This window comes from Bordetella petrii (assembly GCF_000067205.1).
Lineage (GTDB): Bacteria > Pseudomonadota > Gammaproteobacteria > Burkholderiales > Burkholderiaceae_B > Bordetella_A > Bordetella_A petrii.
The window spans coordinates 1,885,602-1,900,234 of sequence record NC_010170.1 but is presented as its reverse complement, the minus strand read 5'-3'; the positions used below and the strand labels follow the sequence as shown (position 1 = coordinate 1,900,234).

Annotated in this window: 10 protein-coding genes; 3 read left to right on the top strand and 7 right to left on the bottom strand. The window is 65.7% G+C overall.

Annotated features, from left to right (window positions below; all coding sequences use genetic code 11):
* Positions 1-176: 176 nt before the first annotated feature.
* Positions 177-2,246, bottom strand: coding sequence for an OPT family oligopeptide transporter (locus tag BPET_RS09310; protein ID WP_012248753.1), 2,070 nt, complete (start codon positions 2,244-2,246; stop codon positions 177-179).
* Between the two features lie 61 nt (positions 2,247-2,307).
* Entirely contained in the window at positions 2,308-2,766 is a 459-nt protein-coding gene (locus BPET_RS09305; RefSeq protein WP_041862832.1) for an Lrp/AsnC family transcriptional regulator, read from the bottom strand.
* Between the two features lie 106 nt (positions 2,767-2,872).
* Between BPET_RS09305 and mdeB the strand changes: the two genes are divergently transcribed.
* Both mdeB and BPET_RS09295 read left to right on the top strand, forming a co-directional pair.
* Positions 2,873-5,566: an alpha-ketoglutarate dehydrogenase gene (gene mdeB / locus BPET_RS09300; RefSeq protein ID WP_012248751.1), complete on the top strand. Its 2,694-nt coding sequence runs from the start codon at positions 2,873-2,875 to the stop codon at positions 5,564-5,566.
* A 344-nt stretch (positions 5,567-5,910) separates the two neighbouring features.
* Positions 5,911-8,199: an NADP-dependent malic enzyme gene (locus BPET_RS09295; RefSeq protein ID WP_012248750.1), complete on the top strand. Its 2,289-nt coding sequence runs from the start codon at positions 5,911-5,913 to the stop codon at positions 8,197-8,199.
* Positions 8,200-8,217: 18 nt separating this feature from the next.
* Here the strand turns inward: BPET_RS09295 and proP are convergent, their stop codons facing one another.
* Entirely contained in the window at positions 8,218-9,750 is a 1,533-nt protein-coding gene (gene proP / locus BPET_RS09290) for a glycine betaine/L-proline transporter ProP (RefSeq protein WP_012248749.1), read from the bottom strand.
* A gap of 191 nt (positions 9,751-9,941) precedes the next feature.
* On the opposite strand from proP, the gene BPET_RS09285 reads away from it, so the two are divergent.
* A complete protein-coding gene (locus tag BPET_RS09285) occupies positions 9,942-10,394 on the top strand; it encodes a DUF2214 family protein (RefSeq protein ID WP_012248748.1) in 453 nt (150 codons plus the stop codon).
* A 115-nt stretch (positions 10,395-10,509) separates the two neighbouring features.
* Here the strand turns inward: BPET_RS09285 and BPET_RS09280 are convergent, their stop codons facing one another.
* From BPET_RS09280 to sdhA, 4 genes are read right to left on the bottom strand one after another with little or no spacing between them, the layout of a single operon-like run.
* Complete coding sequence (locus BPET_RS09280; protein ID WP_012248747.1) at positions 10,510-11,820, bottom strand: citrate synthase; 1,311 nt, start codon at positions 11,818-11,820, stop codon at positions 10,510-10,512.
* 20 nt (positions 11,821-11,840) lie between these two features.
* Complete coding sequence (locus tag BPET_RS09275) at positions 11,841-12,101, bottom strand: succinate dehydrogenase assembly factor 2 (RefSeq protein ID WP_012248746.1); 261 nt, start codon at positions 12,099-12,101, stop codon at positions 11,841-11,843.
* A gap of 21 nt (positions 12,102-12,122) precedes the next feature.
* Positions 12,123-12,839, bottom strand: coding sequence for a succinate dehydrogenase iron-sulfur subunit (locus BPET_RS09270; protein ID WP_012248745.1), 717 nt, complete (start codon positions 12,837-12,839; stop codon positions 12,123-12,125).
* Positions 12,840-12,852: 13 nt separating this feature from the next.
* The gene (gene sdhA, locus BPET_RS09265) at positions 12,853-14,631 is read right to left on the bottom strand and encodes a succinate dehydrogenase flavoprotein subunit (protein ID WP_012248744.1); all 1,779 of its coding nucleotides are present in this window, start codon (positions 14,629-14,631) and stop codon (positions 12,853-12,855) included.
* Positions 14,632-14,633: the final 2 nt, after the last annotated feature.

Genomic DNA, 14,633 nt, shown 5'->3' with positions numbered 1-14,633 from the left:
CCGGGCCGCCGCGGCCGGCCCCACCCCGGGGCATGGCGGCATTCCGCGGCAGCATGGCCGGCGCAACGTCCGCCATGATGCCGTCTACGGACGGCATCGCACGGCATCGGCCCGGGCGGCGGGCCGCCACCCTGTGACGCGAAAACCACGGACCACCCGCGCCCACGGCGCCGCGGCTAGGCGTGTGCCGGCACGGCGGCCAGCGTGCGGCGATAGAACAGCACCGCCACCAGCACGAAGACCGCCAGGCCCAGCCACGAGGCCGTGGCGGCGAAGCTCGCCCCCGCCAGCGCCAACGGCGCTTCCTGCCCCGTGGCGCCGATAATGGCCGCCATCAGCACGCCCACCAGGCTTTCGCCCACGATCAGGCCCGAGGCCAGCAGGGTGCCGCGCCGGCCGGGCAGCTCGGCATACGTTTCATACGCTTGCCCGGCACGCCGCGCGCGCCCGCGCAACGTGCGCTCAAGCAGCCAGGCCAGCACCGCCCCTACCACCAGCGGTGCGCTGACCGTGGGCGGCAGGTAGATGCCTATGCCCACCGCCAGCACCGGCATGCGGGCCACGGCGAAAGTGCGCGCCAGGACCTGGTCGACCAGGATCAGCCCCAGCCCCACCGCCATGCCGATGAGAATCATGGCCCAGTTCAACTGGTGCGTGAAAATGCCGCGCGCGATGGCCAGCATCAGCGTGGCCTGGGGCGCCGAAAGGGCCGCGGCGGGGTCCATGCCCGGACGCGGCAGCGCATCGGCGAAGCCATAGGCGTTGTACAGCAGCTCGAGCACCGGCGAGATCACCGCCGCCCCCACTACGCAGCCGATCAGCAGCGCCACCTGCTGGCGCCAGGGCGTTGCCCCCACCAGCCAGCCGGTTTTCAAGTCTTGCAGATTGTCGTTCGAGATCGAGGCCACCGCCACGACCGCCGAGGTCGTGAAAATGGCCAGGGCGATGGCCATCTGCACGCCCTCCTGGGTGGCCAGCAGCCCGCCGGCGCTTTCCAGGGCCAGCACCAGCAAGGACACCAGCACGATGGCGACGATGCCCACGCCGGAAATCGGGCTGGTGGAAGATCCGACCAGCCCAGCCATGTAGCCGCAAGCTGCCGCTACCAGGAAGCCGAAGATAAAAGCGAAAGCGACCGAATAGGCCACCAGCATCGCCACGCTGCCCGCCGTAACGGGCTGGGCGCGCAGGAACACGGCGAAAGTGGCCACCAGGATGGCGACCAGCACCAGCGTCACCAGCGAAATCCAGCGCGCCGGCAGGTCCTGCTCGGTGCGCGGCGCTCCGCCCTGGGCCGCCCTGCCCGCCGAGCCGAACGCCGCGAACGACGTCTTGATGCCGCGCATCATGGGCATGAACAGCGTCGCCAGCGTCCAGATGGCGCCCACCCCGATCACGCCGGCGCCAATGAAACGCACCTGCGAACTCCACAGGCCGGTGGCGTAATCGGCCACCGACTGCCCCGCCGGCAGCGTGCCCAGCGAGGTCAGCACCGGCACGGCCACGCCCCAGGCAATCACCAGCCCGGTCAGCATGGCCAGGCCGGCCACGATACCTATCAGGTACCCGGCGCCCAGCAGCGCCAGCGAAAATCCCATGGGCAGGCGGAAGACGGCCGCGCCGATGGTGGGCCACAGGCTGACCCCGTCGCCCAGGATGCGCAGCCCGTTGCCGGCAAAGCTGACGGCGGCGGCAACGCCGGCGCCGCTGAGGATGTCGGCCATGCCGGTGGGCGCGGACTTGCCCGCGCCGGTTTTGCCCGCCGCGCTGCCGTCCCCGTCGCTGCCCCCGCTGCCTACCCGCAGGATCTCGGCCGCCGCCACGCCTTCCGGGTACGGCAGGTCGCTTTGCACCACCATGATGTGGCGCAGCGGAATCGTGAACATCACGCCCAGCATGCCGCCGGCCGCGCAGATGCCCAGGGTCTGCCAGAATGGAAAACCCTGCCAGTGGCCCATCATGACCAGCGCCGGCAAGATGAAAATAATGGCCGACAGGGTGCCCGCGGCCGAGGCCTGCGTCTGCACCATGTTGTTTTCCAGGATGTTGGCGTCCTTGAACAGCCGCAACACCGACATCGAGATCACCGCCGCCGGAATGGCCGACGAGAAGGTCAGCCCGACCTTCAATCCCAGGAACACGTTCGACGCAGTGAACACCACGGTGATCAGCGCGCCGACGATCACCCCGCGCACGGTCAGTTCAGGCAATGTGATCGAATCGGGCACGCGGGCGGGTGCGGTCATGGGATAGCGGCTCCAGAAAACAATCCGTCGATTCTACGCCGCCCGCATGGCGCCCGCGGCTTCAGCCCAGCGGCAACGCGGTCTGGTACTTGACCTGCTTCAGCGCAAACCCCGAACGGATGTTGCGCACCCCCGGAATGCGCGACAGGCGGCTCACCACGAAGCGCTCCAGCCCCTGCATGTCCGGCACGACCACGCGCAGCAGGTAATCGGAATCGCCGCTCATCAGATAGCACTCCATCACTTCCGGGCATTCGGCCATGGCATTCTGGAAGCGCTCGAGTTCGGACTCCACCTGCTTTTCCAGGCTGACCTGAATGAACACATTCAGGCTCAGCCCCAGTTGCAGCGGGTCGGCCAGGGCCACGTAGCCGCGGATCACGCCCGCGGCCTCCAGGGCCTTCACGCGCGCCAGACAGGGCGATGGCGACAGATGCACACGTCGTGCCAGCTCGACGTTGGTGAGGCTGGAATCGGTCTGCAGAATAGAGAGGATACGGCGGTCGGTGCTGTCCAGCATGGTCGGCACATTTGTCCACAGAAAGTTCCTATTGCAGCACATTATGCCGCCGGCATTGCCGATCTGGCGCATTTTCGATCACTCATGCCTGAACGAAAGCGATAGCATGGGCACTTCTCCAGAGACCTGCCCCGCCATGACCAACGCCGCGCCCACAGACATCGACCCCGCCGAAACCGCCGAGTGGCGCGAAGCCCTGCAGTCCCTGGTGCATGCGGCCGGCGTGCCGCGCGCGGCCTATGTGGTGGATCAACTGCTGGCCCAGGCCGCCGCGCTGGGCGTGCGCGCCGCCGGCCAGACGCGCAGCGCCTACCTGAACACCATCCCGCTACGCGACGAGCCGCCCTTTCCCGGCGACCTGGCCATCGAAGAGCGCATTGCCTCCATCAACCGCTGGAATGCCCTGGCCATGGTGGTGCGCGCCAACCAGGCGCACGGCGAACTGGGCGGGCACATCGCCAGCTATGCGTCGGCCGCCGACCTGTTCGAGGTCGGGTTCAACCATTTCTTCCGCGCCAGTCGCGACGGCGCCGCCGGCGACCTGGTCTATCTGCAGCCGCACTCGGCGCCGGGCGTCTATGCGCGCGCCTACCTGGAAGGCTTCCTGGGCGAAGACGAACTGGCCCACTTCCGCCAGGAAATCGCCGCGCGCGCCCGCGGCCTGCGCGGCCTGTCGTCGTATCCGCACCCGTGGCTGATGCCGGATTTCTGGCAATTTCCCACGGGGTCGATGGGCATCGGCCCCATCAACGCCATCTACCAGGCCCGCTTCATGCGCTACCTGGAGCACCGCTCGCTGGCGCAGCCCTCCGACCGCAAGGTGTGGGGCATTTTCGGCGACGGCGAAATGGACGAACCCGAATCGATTGCCGCGCTGACCCTGGCCGCGCGCGAAAAACTCGACAACCTGGTGTTCGTGGTGAACTGCAACCTGCAGCGGCTGGACGGACCGGTGCGCGGCAACGGCCGCATCATCGACGAACTGGAAACCCTGTACGCGGGCGCCGGCTGGAACGTCATCAAGCTGGTCTGGGGCGGCGACTGGGACGCCCTGCTGGCGCGCGACGCGGGCGGGGCGCTGGCGCGCGCCTTTGCGCACACCGTCGACGGGCAGTTCCAGACCTTTGCCGCCAATGACGGCGCCTACAACCGCGCCCACTTCTTCAACCAGAACCCCGAGCTGGCCGCCCTGGTGGCCGACTGGTCGGACGAGGCCATCGACCGCCTGCGCCGCGGCGGACACGATATCGTGAAAATCCACGCGGCCTACCACCGCGCCGTGCGCCACCGCGGCCAGCCCACGGTGATCCTGGCGCAGACAAAAAAGGGCTACGGCATGGGCGCGGCCGGCCAAGGCAAGATGACGACGCACCAGCAGAAGAAACTGGACGACGAGACCCTGCTGGCATTCCGCGACCGCTTCGCGCTGCCGATTTCCGACGCCGACTGCCTGGCGCTGAAGTTCTACAAACCGGCCGCCGACAGCGCCGAGCTGCGCTACCTGCAGGCGCGGCGGCAGGCGCTGGGCGGCCATCTGCCGCGCCGCCGCACCGAAGCGCCGCGCCTGCCCGTGCCGCCGGCCGCGCAGTGGGCGCGCTTTGCGCTGCAAGCCGATGGCAAGGAAATGTCGTCCACCATGGCCATCGTGCGCATGCTGGGCGGCTTGCTCAAAGACGAGGCGCTGGGCCGCCGCATTGTGCCCATCGTGGCCGACGAGGCCCGCACTTTCGGCATGGCCAACCTGTTCCGGCAGATCGGCATCTATTCCGCCCAGGGCCAGTTGTACGAACCCGAAGACATCGGCTCGGTGCTGTACTACCGTGAAGCGCTGGACGGGCAGATCCTGGAAGAAGGCATCACCGAGGCCGGGGCCATTTCCTCGTGGACCGCTGCCGGCACCAGTTATTCGGTAAACGGCCTGCCCATGCTGCCGTTCTACATCTATTACTCGATGTTCGGCTTCCAGCGCATCGGCGACCTGATCTGGGCCGCCGCCGACCAGCGCGCCCGCGGCTTTCTCATCGGTGCCACCTCGGGCCGCACCACGCTGGGCGGCGAGGGCCTGCAGCACCAGGACGGCTCCAGCCACCTGGTGGCGGCCACCGTGCCCAATTGCCGCGCCTACGATCCGGCCTACGCCTATGAAGTCGCGGTGATTCTGGAGCACGGCATGCAACGCATGCTCGACGAACAGCACGACGAGTTCTATTACCTGACCGTCACCAACGAAAACCTGCCCCAGCCCACGCTGCCCACCGAAGATGCCCGCACTGGCATCCTGCGCGGCATGCACCGGGTGCGCGTGGCGCCAGGTTCGGCACAAGTACGGCTGCTGGGCGCCGGACCCATGCTGAGCGAAGCTCTGCGGGCAGCCGACCTCCTGCAAGAACACGGCGTGGCCGCCGAAGTCTGGAGCGTGACCAGCTTTTCGGAATTGTCGCGCGACGGCCGCGCCTGCGAGCGCGCGCGCACGCTGGGGCTGGACACGCCGCCGGCCTGGGTCGAGCAATGCCTGCCCGGCGACGCGCCCGTCGTGGCCGCCAGCGACTACGTGCGCGCCGTGCCCGAACAGATCCGCGCCTGGATCGCCGCCCCGTACCGCACGGTAGGCACCGACGGCTTTGGCCGCAGCGACACCCGGGCCCGGCTGCGCGACTTTTTCGAGGTCGGCGCCGACTGGATCGCCTTGCAGGCACTCGACCTGCTCGCCCCGCACAGCCCCAGCCTGGCGGCAGCACGCCAGGCCCTGCGCGAAAAACTCGGCGCCCTCCACCGCCAGACCCCGCCCTGGCTAAGCTGACCCCCCGCACGCATTCAGCCCCCCGGCGGCCGATCCCCAGTTGGAGTCCCGGCGCATCCGGCCAGGCGCGGCCGGCGCGTTGGGCGGCGGGGCAGCCTGCGCAGCAGGCCTCGGGCGCCTGCATGCGCCCGAGCCCGCCGCACGTGCGCCGGCCGCGCCTGGCCGGATGCGCCGGGACGGCCAAAAGAACACCGCCCGCACCCCGCGCACAAAAACAGCATACGCTGCACTGCAGCAAACATATCCCCCCACTTTCTGTTGAAATAGACGCCTTCTTTTCCGGGACGGGCCCCTGACGGCCCGTCTTCTACTTTGTCAGCCGTGCCGCAAGGCCTCTCATCAGCATGGACGAAACTCTTACCAAACTGGCGCTCGACTACCACGCGCACCCGACCCCCGGCAAAATCTCGGTAATGCCCACCAAGACCCTGGCCAACCAGGACGACTTGTCGCTGGCGTACTCGCCGGGCGTGGCCGCGGCCTGCATGGCCATTTTCGACCAGGGTGACGACGCGGCGTCGAAATACACCTCGCGGGCCAATCTGGTGGGCGTCATCACCAACGGCACCGCCGTGCTGGGGTTGGGCAACATCGGCCCGCTGGCCGCCAAGCCGGTCATGGAAGGCAAGGGCTGCCTGTTCAAGAAATTCGCCGGCATCGACGTATTCGACATCGAGCTCGCCGAAAACGACCCCAACAAACTCGTCGACATCATCGCCGCGCTCGAGCCCACGCTGGGCGGCGTCAACCTGGAAGACATCAAGGCGCCCGAGTGCTTCTACATTGAAAAGAAGCTGCGCGAGCGCATGAAGATACCTGTCTTCCATGACGACCAGCACGGCACGGCCATCATCTCGTCGGCCGCCATCCTGAATGGCCTGAAAGTGGTCGGCAAAGACATCGCCCAGGTCAAGCTGGCGGTATCGGGCGCGGGCGCCGCGGCCATCGCCTGCCTCGACCTGCTGGTGCACCTGGGCATCAAGCGCGAGCACATCTACGTGGTGGATTCGCGCGGCGTCATCTGGGACGGCCGCGACGAAAACATGGAACCCAACAAGAAGCGCTACGCGCAAAAAACCGACGCGCGCACGCTGGCCGACGTCGTGCGCGGCGCCGACGTGTTCCTGGGCTGCTCGACCGCCGGCGTGCTGACCGCCGACATGGTCAAGACCATGGCCGACCGCCCGCTGATCCTGGCCCTGGCCAACCCCGAGCCCGAGATCCGCCCTGAAGTGGCGCGCGCCGCCCGCCCCGACTGCATCATCGCCACCGGCCGTTCGGACTACCCGAACCAGGTCAACAACGTGCTGTGCTTTCCCTTCATCTTCCGCGGCGCCATGGATGCCGGCGCCACGCGCATCACCGAAGAAATGAAGCTGGCCTGCGTGAAAGCCATCGCCGAACTGGCGCAGGCCGAGCAGAACGACGAAGTCGCGCGCGCCTACGCCGGGCAGGAATTGTCCTTCGGCCCCGAATACATCATTCCCAAACCCTTCGATCCGCGCCTTATCGTCCAGATCGCACCGGCCGTCGCCCAGGCCGCCGTCGATTCCGGCGTGGCCACGCGCCCCATCGAAGACATCGAGGCCTACCGCCAGAAGCTGATGGGCTTCGTCTACCATTCGGGCCAGCTGATGCGCCCGCTGTTCGCCCAAGCCAAAAAAGCGCCCAAGCGCGTCATCTATGCCGACGGCGAAGACGAGCGCGTGCTGCGCGCAGCGCAGACCGTCATCGACGAAAACCTGGCGCGTCCCATCCTGGTGGGCCGCCCCGCGGTCATCGAGATGCGCGTCAAAAAGGCCGGGCTGCGCCTGGTGGCCGGCCAGAACATCGAAATCGTCGATCCCGAAGACGACAGCCGCTTCAACGAAACCTGGAACGCCTACTACCAGTTGAAGGGCCGCGAGGGCGTCACGCCCGCCATCGCGAAAGCGATGATCCGCAAACACAACACGCTGATCGGCGCGATGCTGCTGCGCCGCGGCGACGCCGATGCGCTGCTGTGCGGCGTGGCCAGCAAGTACGACAACCAGCTCAAGTACGTGGACGAGATCATCGGCCGCAAGCCCGGGCAGACCTACGCCGCGCTGAACGTGCTGATGCTGCCCGACCAGACCCTGTTCATCGCCGACACGCACGTCAACGAAAACCCGTCGGCCGAGGAAGTCGCCAGCATCACGGTGCAGGCCGCCGATGAAATGCTGCGTTTCGGGGTGGTGCCCAAGATCGCGCTGCTGTCGCATTCCAACTTCGGCAGCCGCATGACCAGCTCGTCGCGCAAGATGGCCGAAGCGCGCCGCATCATCGAGGAACGCGCGCCCGAACTGGAAGTCGACGGCGAAATGCACGCCGATGCCGCGCTGTCGGAAAAGATCCGCGTGCTGGCCTACCCCGACAGCAAGCTGAAGGGGCCGGCCAACCTGCTGATCATGCCCAACCTGGATACCGGCAACATCACCTACAACATCCTCAAGATGACCGGCAGCAACGGCATCGCCATGGGTCCCATCCTGCTGGGCTCGGCCCGTCCGGTGCACATCCTGACCACCAGCGCCACGGTGCGCCGCATCGTCAACATGACCGCCCTGGCGGTGGTCGACGCGCAGCAGGAAGCCGCCCGCGCGCGTTCCTGACCCCGGCCGCCACCCGCCCTACTCCAGGTGCGGGTGGCGATCGGCCAATTGCTGGCGGCGCCGCCGCAGCGCCTCGAGCTTCTCCTCCATGTCGGCGATTTCCTCGTCGACATCCCCCAGTTTTTCTTCAATGTAATCGTAGGCCTGCTGCAGCAGCATCTTGGCTTCGCGATGGCTGGACGCGCTGGGCGTGTCGCCGCGCATGGGCCGGTTGGCCGTCTCGGGCAGAAACAGGGAAGTCACCAGGCCGATGACCGAGGCCGCCATCAGGTAGAAGGCGGGCATCAGCAGATTGTTGGTTTCTTCCACCAGCCAGGCAGCCACGGTTGGCGTCAGCCCCGCCACAATGATGGCAATGTTGAAAGAACTGGCCAGCGCGCTGTAGCGAATGCGCGTGGGAAACAGCGCGGGCAGCGTCGAGGCCATGACGCCGGTCAGGCAATTGAGCAGCACGGCGATGAACAACAGGCCCAGGAAAATCAGGCCGGTGTTGTCGCTGCCGATGAAATGAAAGGCTGGCACCGACAGCACCAGCAGCCCCAGGCTGCCCGTCAGCAAGAACGGCTTGCGGCCGATCTTGTCGCTGAAAAAACCCACGACCGGCTGCACGAACAGCATCCCTATCATCACCACCACGATGATGAGCACGCCATGCTCTTCGGAATAGCCCAGGCTGCCGGACAGGTAAGTAGGCATGTAGGTCAGCAGCATGTAATAGGTAATGTTGGTCACAAGCACCATGCCCACGCATACCAGCAAGGGCTTGCGGTACTTCGAGAATATTTCCCGGAACGACACGGTGGGCCGCTCTTGCACGGCGTCCCGGTCTTCTTTTTCCATTTTTTCCAGCTGCTGCGTGAAGGCCGGCGTTTCTTCGGCGGCGTGGCGCAGGTACAGGCCCAGCAAGCCCAGCGGCCCGGCCACGAAAAACGGAATGCGCCAGCCCCAGTCCAGGAACGTCGGTTCCAGCAGGATGGTCTGCAACAGGACCACCAGGCCGGCGCCCAGCACGAAACCGGCAATCGACCCGAAATCCAGCCAGCTGCCCAGGAATCCACGCCGGCGGTCGGGCGCATACTCGGCCACGAAGACGGCCGCCCCGGTGTATTCGCCGCCCACGGAAAACCCCTGCGCGAGCTTGCACAACAGCAGCAGCACGGGCGCCCATATGCCGATGGACCGATATGACGGAATCAGGCCGATGCAGAACGTGCTGACCGCCATGATGATGATGGTCAGCGACAAGACCTTCTGCCGGCCGAAGCGGTCTCCCATGACCCCGAAGAACACGCCCCCCAGGGGCCGCACCAGAAACGGCACCGAAAACGTGCCCAGCGCCGCGATGATCTGGACGGTGGGCGAAGCGTCCGGAAAGAACACCTTGCCCAGCGCGAAAGCGACGAAACCATAGACGCCGAAATCGAACCACTCCATGGCGTTGCCCAGCGCGGCCGCTGTCACGGCCTTCTTGAGCTTGGTATTGTCGATGACCGTGATGTCGTCGATTTGCAGTGGCCGGCCTTGCTGTGACGCGTCAGATGTCTGTGTCATGTCTTGGCTTCCCATGGTGTGCAAGCAATAGTCTTGTCACTGGCCGGGCAGTTGGCCAACATCGAGGCGTTTGACCGGTGCCGGCCCGCAACCAGGAAATTCTACTTCCGAAGCAGCAATTTTCATGCTCGGCCCGATAATTGGCCTGCCGCAATGTTAAAAACGCACTACCCAGATCTTCCGGAGCCGCCATGCTGCAAGACGCCCTGCTCGCCTGGTTTCATTACCTGGCCATTTTTGTGCTCATCGTCATCATGACCGCCGAGGCCGTGCTGCTGCGCCCGGGCCTGTCGCCCGACACAGTCAGGCGGCTCGCCCTGTACGACCGCCTGTACCTGGTTTCGGCCCTGGCCGTGCTGGCCACCGGGCTGCTGCGCCTGACCCTGGGGGTCAAGGGCGTCGCTTTTTACATGGCCAACCCCTGGTTTCACGCCAAAATCACCCTGTTCGTCATTATCGGGCTCTGTTCCATCGTGCCGACCCTGACCTTTTTGCGTTGGCGCAAGCAGTCGCGCCAGCAGCCCGACTACGCCCCAGCCGACGCCGACATCAAGCGCGCCCGCCGCTGGGTCATGCTGGAAACCCACCTGTTCGTGCTGCTGCCGCTGTTTGCCGCGCTGATGGCGCGCGGCATCGGCATGTAGCCCGGCTTGCGCAGGGGCCGGCCGTCGCGCCGGCGCCCTGCCCGTTGCGCCCGCGACGCCCATGAAAAAACGCCCTTGCGGGCGTTTTTTCATGCCGGGAAATACGCCGGGAAGATCAGCGCTTGTCCATCGGGGGCACGTCGCGCGTCACCGCGCCGGTGAACAGCTGGCGCGGCCGGCCGATCTTGTAGTCGGGGTCGGACAGCATTTCGTTCCATTGGGCGATCCAGCCCACCGTGCGCGCCAGCGCGAAGATGGCGGTGAACAGCGAGGTCGGGATGCCGATGGCGCGTTGCACGATGCCCGAGTAGAAATCGACGTTGGGGTACAGCTTGCGCTGCACGAAGTAGTCGTCTTCGAGGGCGATGCGCTCGAGTTCCATGGCCAGCTTGAACAGCGGGTCTTTTTCCAGGCCCAGCGACTGCAGCACTTCCTTGCAGGTTTCCTGCATCAGCTTGGCGCGCGGGTCGTAGTTCTTGTAGACGCGGTGGCCGAAGCCCATCAGGCGCACGCCCGAGTTCTTGTCCTTGACCTTCTCCATGAACTCGCCGACCTTGGCCACGCCACCGTTGGCCTGCAGTTCTTCGAGCATCTGCAGGCACGCTTCGTTGGCGCCGCCGTGGGCCGGACCCCACAAGCACGCCACGCCGGCCGAGATGGCCGCGAACGGGTTGGTGCCCGACGAGCCGCACAGGCGCACGGTGGAGGTCGAGGCGTTCTGCTCGTGGTCGGCGTGCAAGATGAAAATGCGGTCGAGCGCGCGCTCGACGACTTCATTCACCTTGTATTCTTCGCACGGCGTGGCGAACATCATGCGCAGGAAGTTGCCGGTGTACGACAGGTCGTTCTGCGGATAGATGAACGGCTGGCCCTGCGAATACTTGTACGCCATGGCCACCAGGGTGGGCATCTTGGCGATCAGGCGGATGGCCGAAATGTGGCGATGCTGCGGGTTGGTGATGTCGGTGGAGTCGTGGTAGAACGCCGCCAGCGCGCCGACCAGGCCGGTCAGCACGGCCATCGGGTGGGCATCGCGGCGGAAGCCGCGCAGGAAGAAATGCAGTTGCTCGTTCACCATCGTGTGGTGAGTGACCTGCGAATCGAAATCGGTTTTCTGACCGGCGTTAGGCAGCTCGCCGTTCAGGATCAGGTAGCAGATATCGAGAAAGTCGCAGTTGACGGCCAGTTGCTCGATCGGGTAGCCGCGATACAGCAGCTCGCCCTTGTCGCCGTCGATGTACGTGATGGCCGACTCGCACGCCGCCGTGGACATGAACCCCGGGTCGAACGTGAACATGCCCGTCTGGCCGTACAGCTTGCGGATGTCGATGACGTCCGGGCCGACCGTGCCCTTGTACACGGGAAACTCGATCGGTTTGGAGCCGTCCGAGAATGATAGAGTGGCTTTCTTGTCAGACAGGTTCATCGCTATTTCCTCACTATTAATCAGAGCTCACGCATTTGTCCGATGATGGTGCGCACCCGTGGCGTGTCGAGCGCCCCCTCGGGCTCTTTGCGCGCCAGCAACAGGTCGAGCAGGTCGTTGTCGCCCAGCTCGAACAGCTGGGCGAGCGCATCGACGTCGTCATCGGTGAGCTGCGTTTCGTATGCGTCCAGGTACCGGGTAATGATCAGGTCATTCTCGAGCAGGCCGCGGCGCGCCCGCCACCGCAGACGCGTCCGTTCGAGTTCAGTCAGACTGCCCATATTGATCTCTGCACCGTTTAACTAGACCGTCCGACGGACCATCAGTTCCTTGATCTTGCCAATTGCCTTGGTCGGATTCAGGCCCTTCGGACAGACGTCGACGCAATTCATAATGGTGTGGCAGCGGAACAGGCGATAAGGATCTTCCAGGTTGTCCAGGCGCTCGCCCGTGGCTTCGTCGCGGCTGTCGGCCAGGAAGCGATATGCCTGCAGCAGGCCCGCCGGGCCGACGAACTTGTCGGGGTTCCACCAGAACGACGGGCAAGACGTCGAGCAGCACGCGCACAGAATGCACTCGTACAGGCCGTCGAGCTCTTCGCGGGCCTCGGGCGACTGCAGGCGCTCGCGCTCGGGCGGCGGCGTGTCGTTGATCAGGTACGGGCGGATCGAGTGGTACTGGTTGAAGAAGTGCGTCATGTCCACGATCAGGTCGCGGATCACGGGCAGGCCGGGCAGCGGCTTGAGCACGATGGGCTCTTTCAGCTCGCGCAGGTTGGTGGTGCAGGCCAGGCCGTTCTTGCCATTGATGTTCATGGCGTCGGAACCGCACACGCCTTCGCGGCACGAGCGGCGCAGGGCGAGGCTGTCGTCCACGTCGTTCTTGATGCGGATGATCGCATCGAGCAACATCTTGTCAGTGGGCTGGAGTTCGACTTCCAGCTTCTGCATGTACGGGCGCTCGTCCTTGTCCGGGTCGTAGCGGTAGATCTCGAATTTGACGATTCTCTTGGTGCTCATAACAGCATCCTGCTTAGAAAGTACGCGCCTTGGGCGGGAAGGACTCGACCGTCAGGGGCTTCATTTGAACGGGCTTGTAATCCAGGCGGCCATCCTCGGAATACCAGAGGGTGTGCTTCAGCCAGTTCACGTCGTCGCGCTCGGGGTGGTCGTTCAGCGCGTGGGCGCCGCGGCTTTCGTGGCGGTTGGCGGCCGACTTGATGGTGGCGCGGGCCACTTCGATCATGTTGGTCAGTTCCAGCGCCTCGATGCGGGCGGTGTTGAACACCTTGGACTTGTCCTTGAAATAGACGTGCTCGGCCTGCTTGGCCAGGTCTTCGATCTGGCCCACGCCTTCGTTGAGCAGGTCCAGCGTGCGGAACACGCCGCAGTGGCGCTGCATGGACACGCGGATGGCGTTGGCCACGTCTTGCGTCTTTTCGCCCGAGGTGCGCGCTTCCAGCTTGGCCACGCGGTCGCGGGAAAACTCGACGGCTTCCTTGGGCACGGGCTGGTGGGCATGCTGGCGCTCGGGGTGCGAGGCCACGATGTGGTTGCCGGTGGCGCGGCCGAACACGATCAGGTCGAGCAGCGAGTTGGTGCCCAGGCGGTTGGCGCCATGGACCGACACCGCCGCGCACTCGCCGATGGCGTACAGGCCGTTGACGACCTTGCTTTCGCCGTTGACGTGCGTGAGCACCTGGCCATGGTAGTTGGCCGGGATGCCGCCCATCTGGTAGTGGATGGTGGGCACGACCGGGATCGGCTCTTTGATGGGGTCGACGTTACCGAACTTGATGGCGATTTCGCGAATCGACGGCAGGCGCTTGTTGATGACGTCGGCGCCAAGGTGGTCGAGCTTGAGCACCACATAGCTGCCGTCGGGGCCGCAGCCGCGGCCTTCCTTGATTTCCTGGTCCATCGAGCGCGACACGAAGTCGCGCGGCGCCAGGTCTTTCAGGGTGGGCGCGTAGCGCTCCATGAAGCGTTCGCCGTCTTTGTTCAGCAGGATGCCGCCCTCGCCGCGCACCCCTTCGGTGATCAGCACGCCCGCGCCGGCCACGCCGGTGGGGTGGAATTGCCAGAATTCCATGTCCTGCAGCGGAATGCCGGCGCGCGCCGCCATGCCCAGGCCGTCGCCGGTATTGATGAAGGCGTTGGTGGACGCCGCCCAGATGCGGCCCGCGCCGCCGGTGGCCAGCACGGTGGTCTTGGCTTCCAGGACGTAGATGTCGCCGGTTTCCATTTCCAGCGCGGTCACGCCGACCACGTCGCCAGCCTCGTTGCGCAGGAGGTCCAGGGCCATCCATTCGACGAAGAACTGGGTGCGCGCCGCCACGTTGCGCTGGTACAGGGTGTGCAGCAGCGCGTGACCGGTACGGTCGGCAGCGGCACAGGCGCGCTGCACGGGTTTTTCACCAAAATTCGCGGTGTGTCCACCAAATGGACGCTGGTAGATCGTGCCGTCGGCATTCCGGTCGAACGGCATGCCGAAATGTTCGAGTTCGTACACGGCATTGGGCGCTTCGCGGCACATGAACTCGATGGCGTCCTGGTCGCCCAGCCAGTCCGACCCCTTCACGGTGTCGTACATGTGCCAGTACCAGTTGTCTTCGCTCATGTTGCCCAGCGACGCGCTGACGCCGCCCTGCGCCGCCACGGTGTGCGAGCGCGTGGGGAAGACTTTGGACAGGACCGCCACCGACAGGCCCGCCTGGGCCAGTTGCAGCGAGCAGCGCATGCCGGCTCCGCCGGCGCCGACGACCACCACATCAAACTGGCGGCGCGGCAATGAATTCAGGACAGAGACCACGG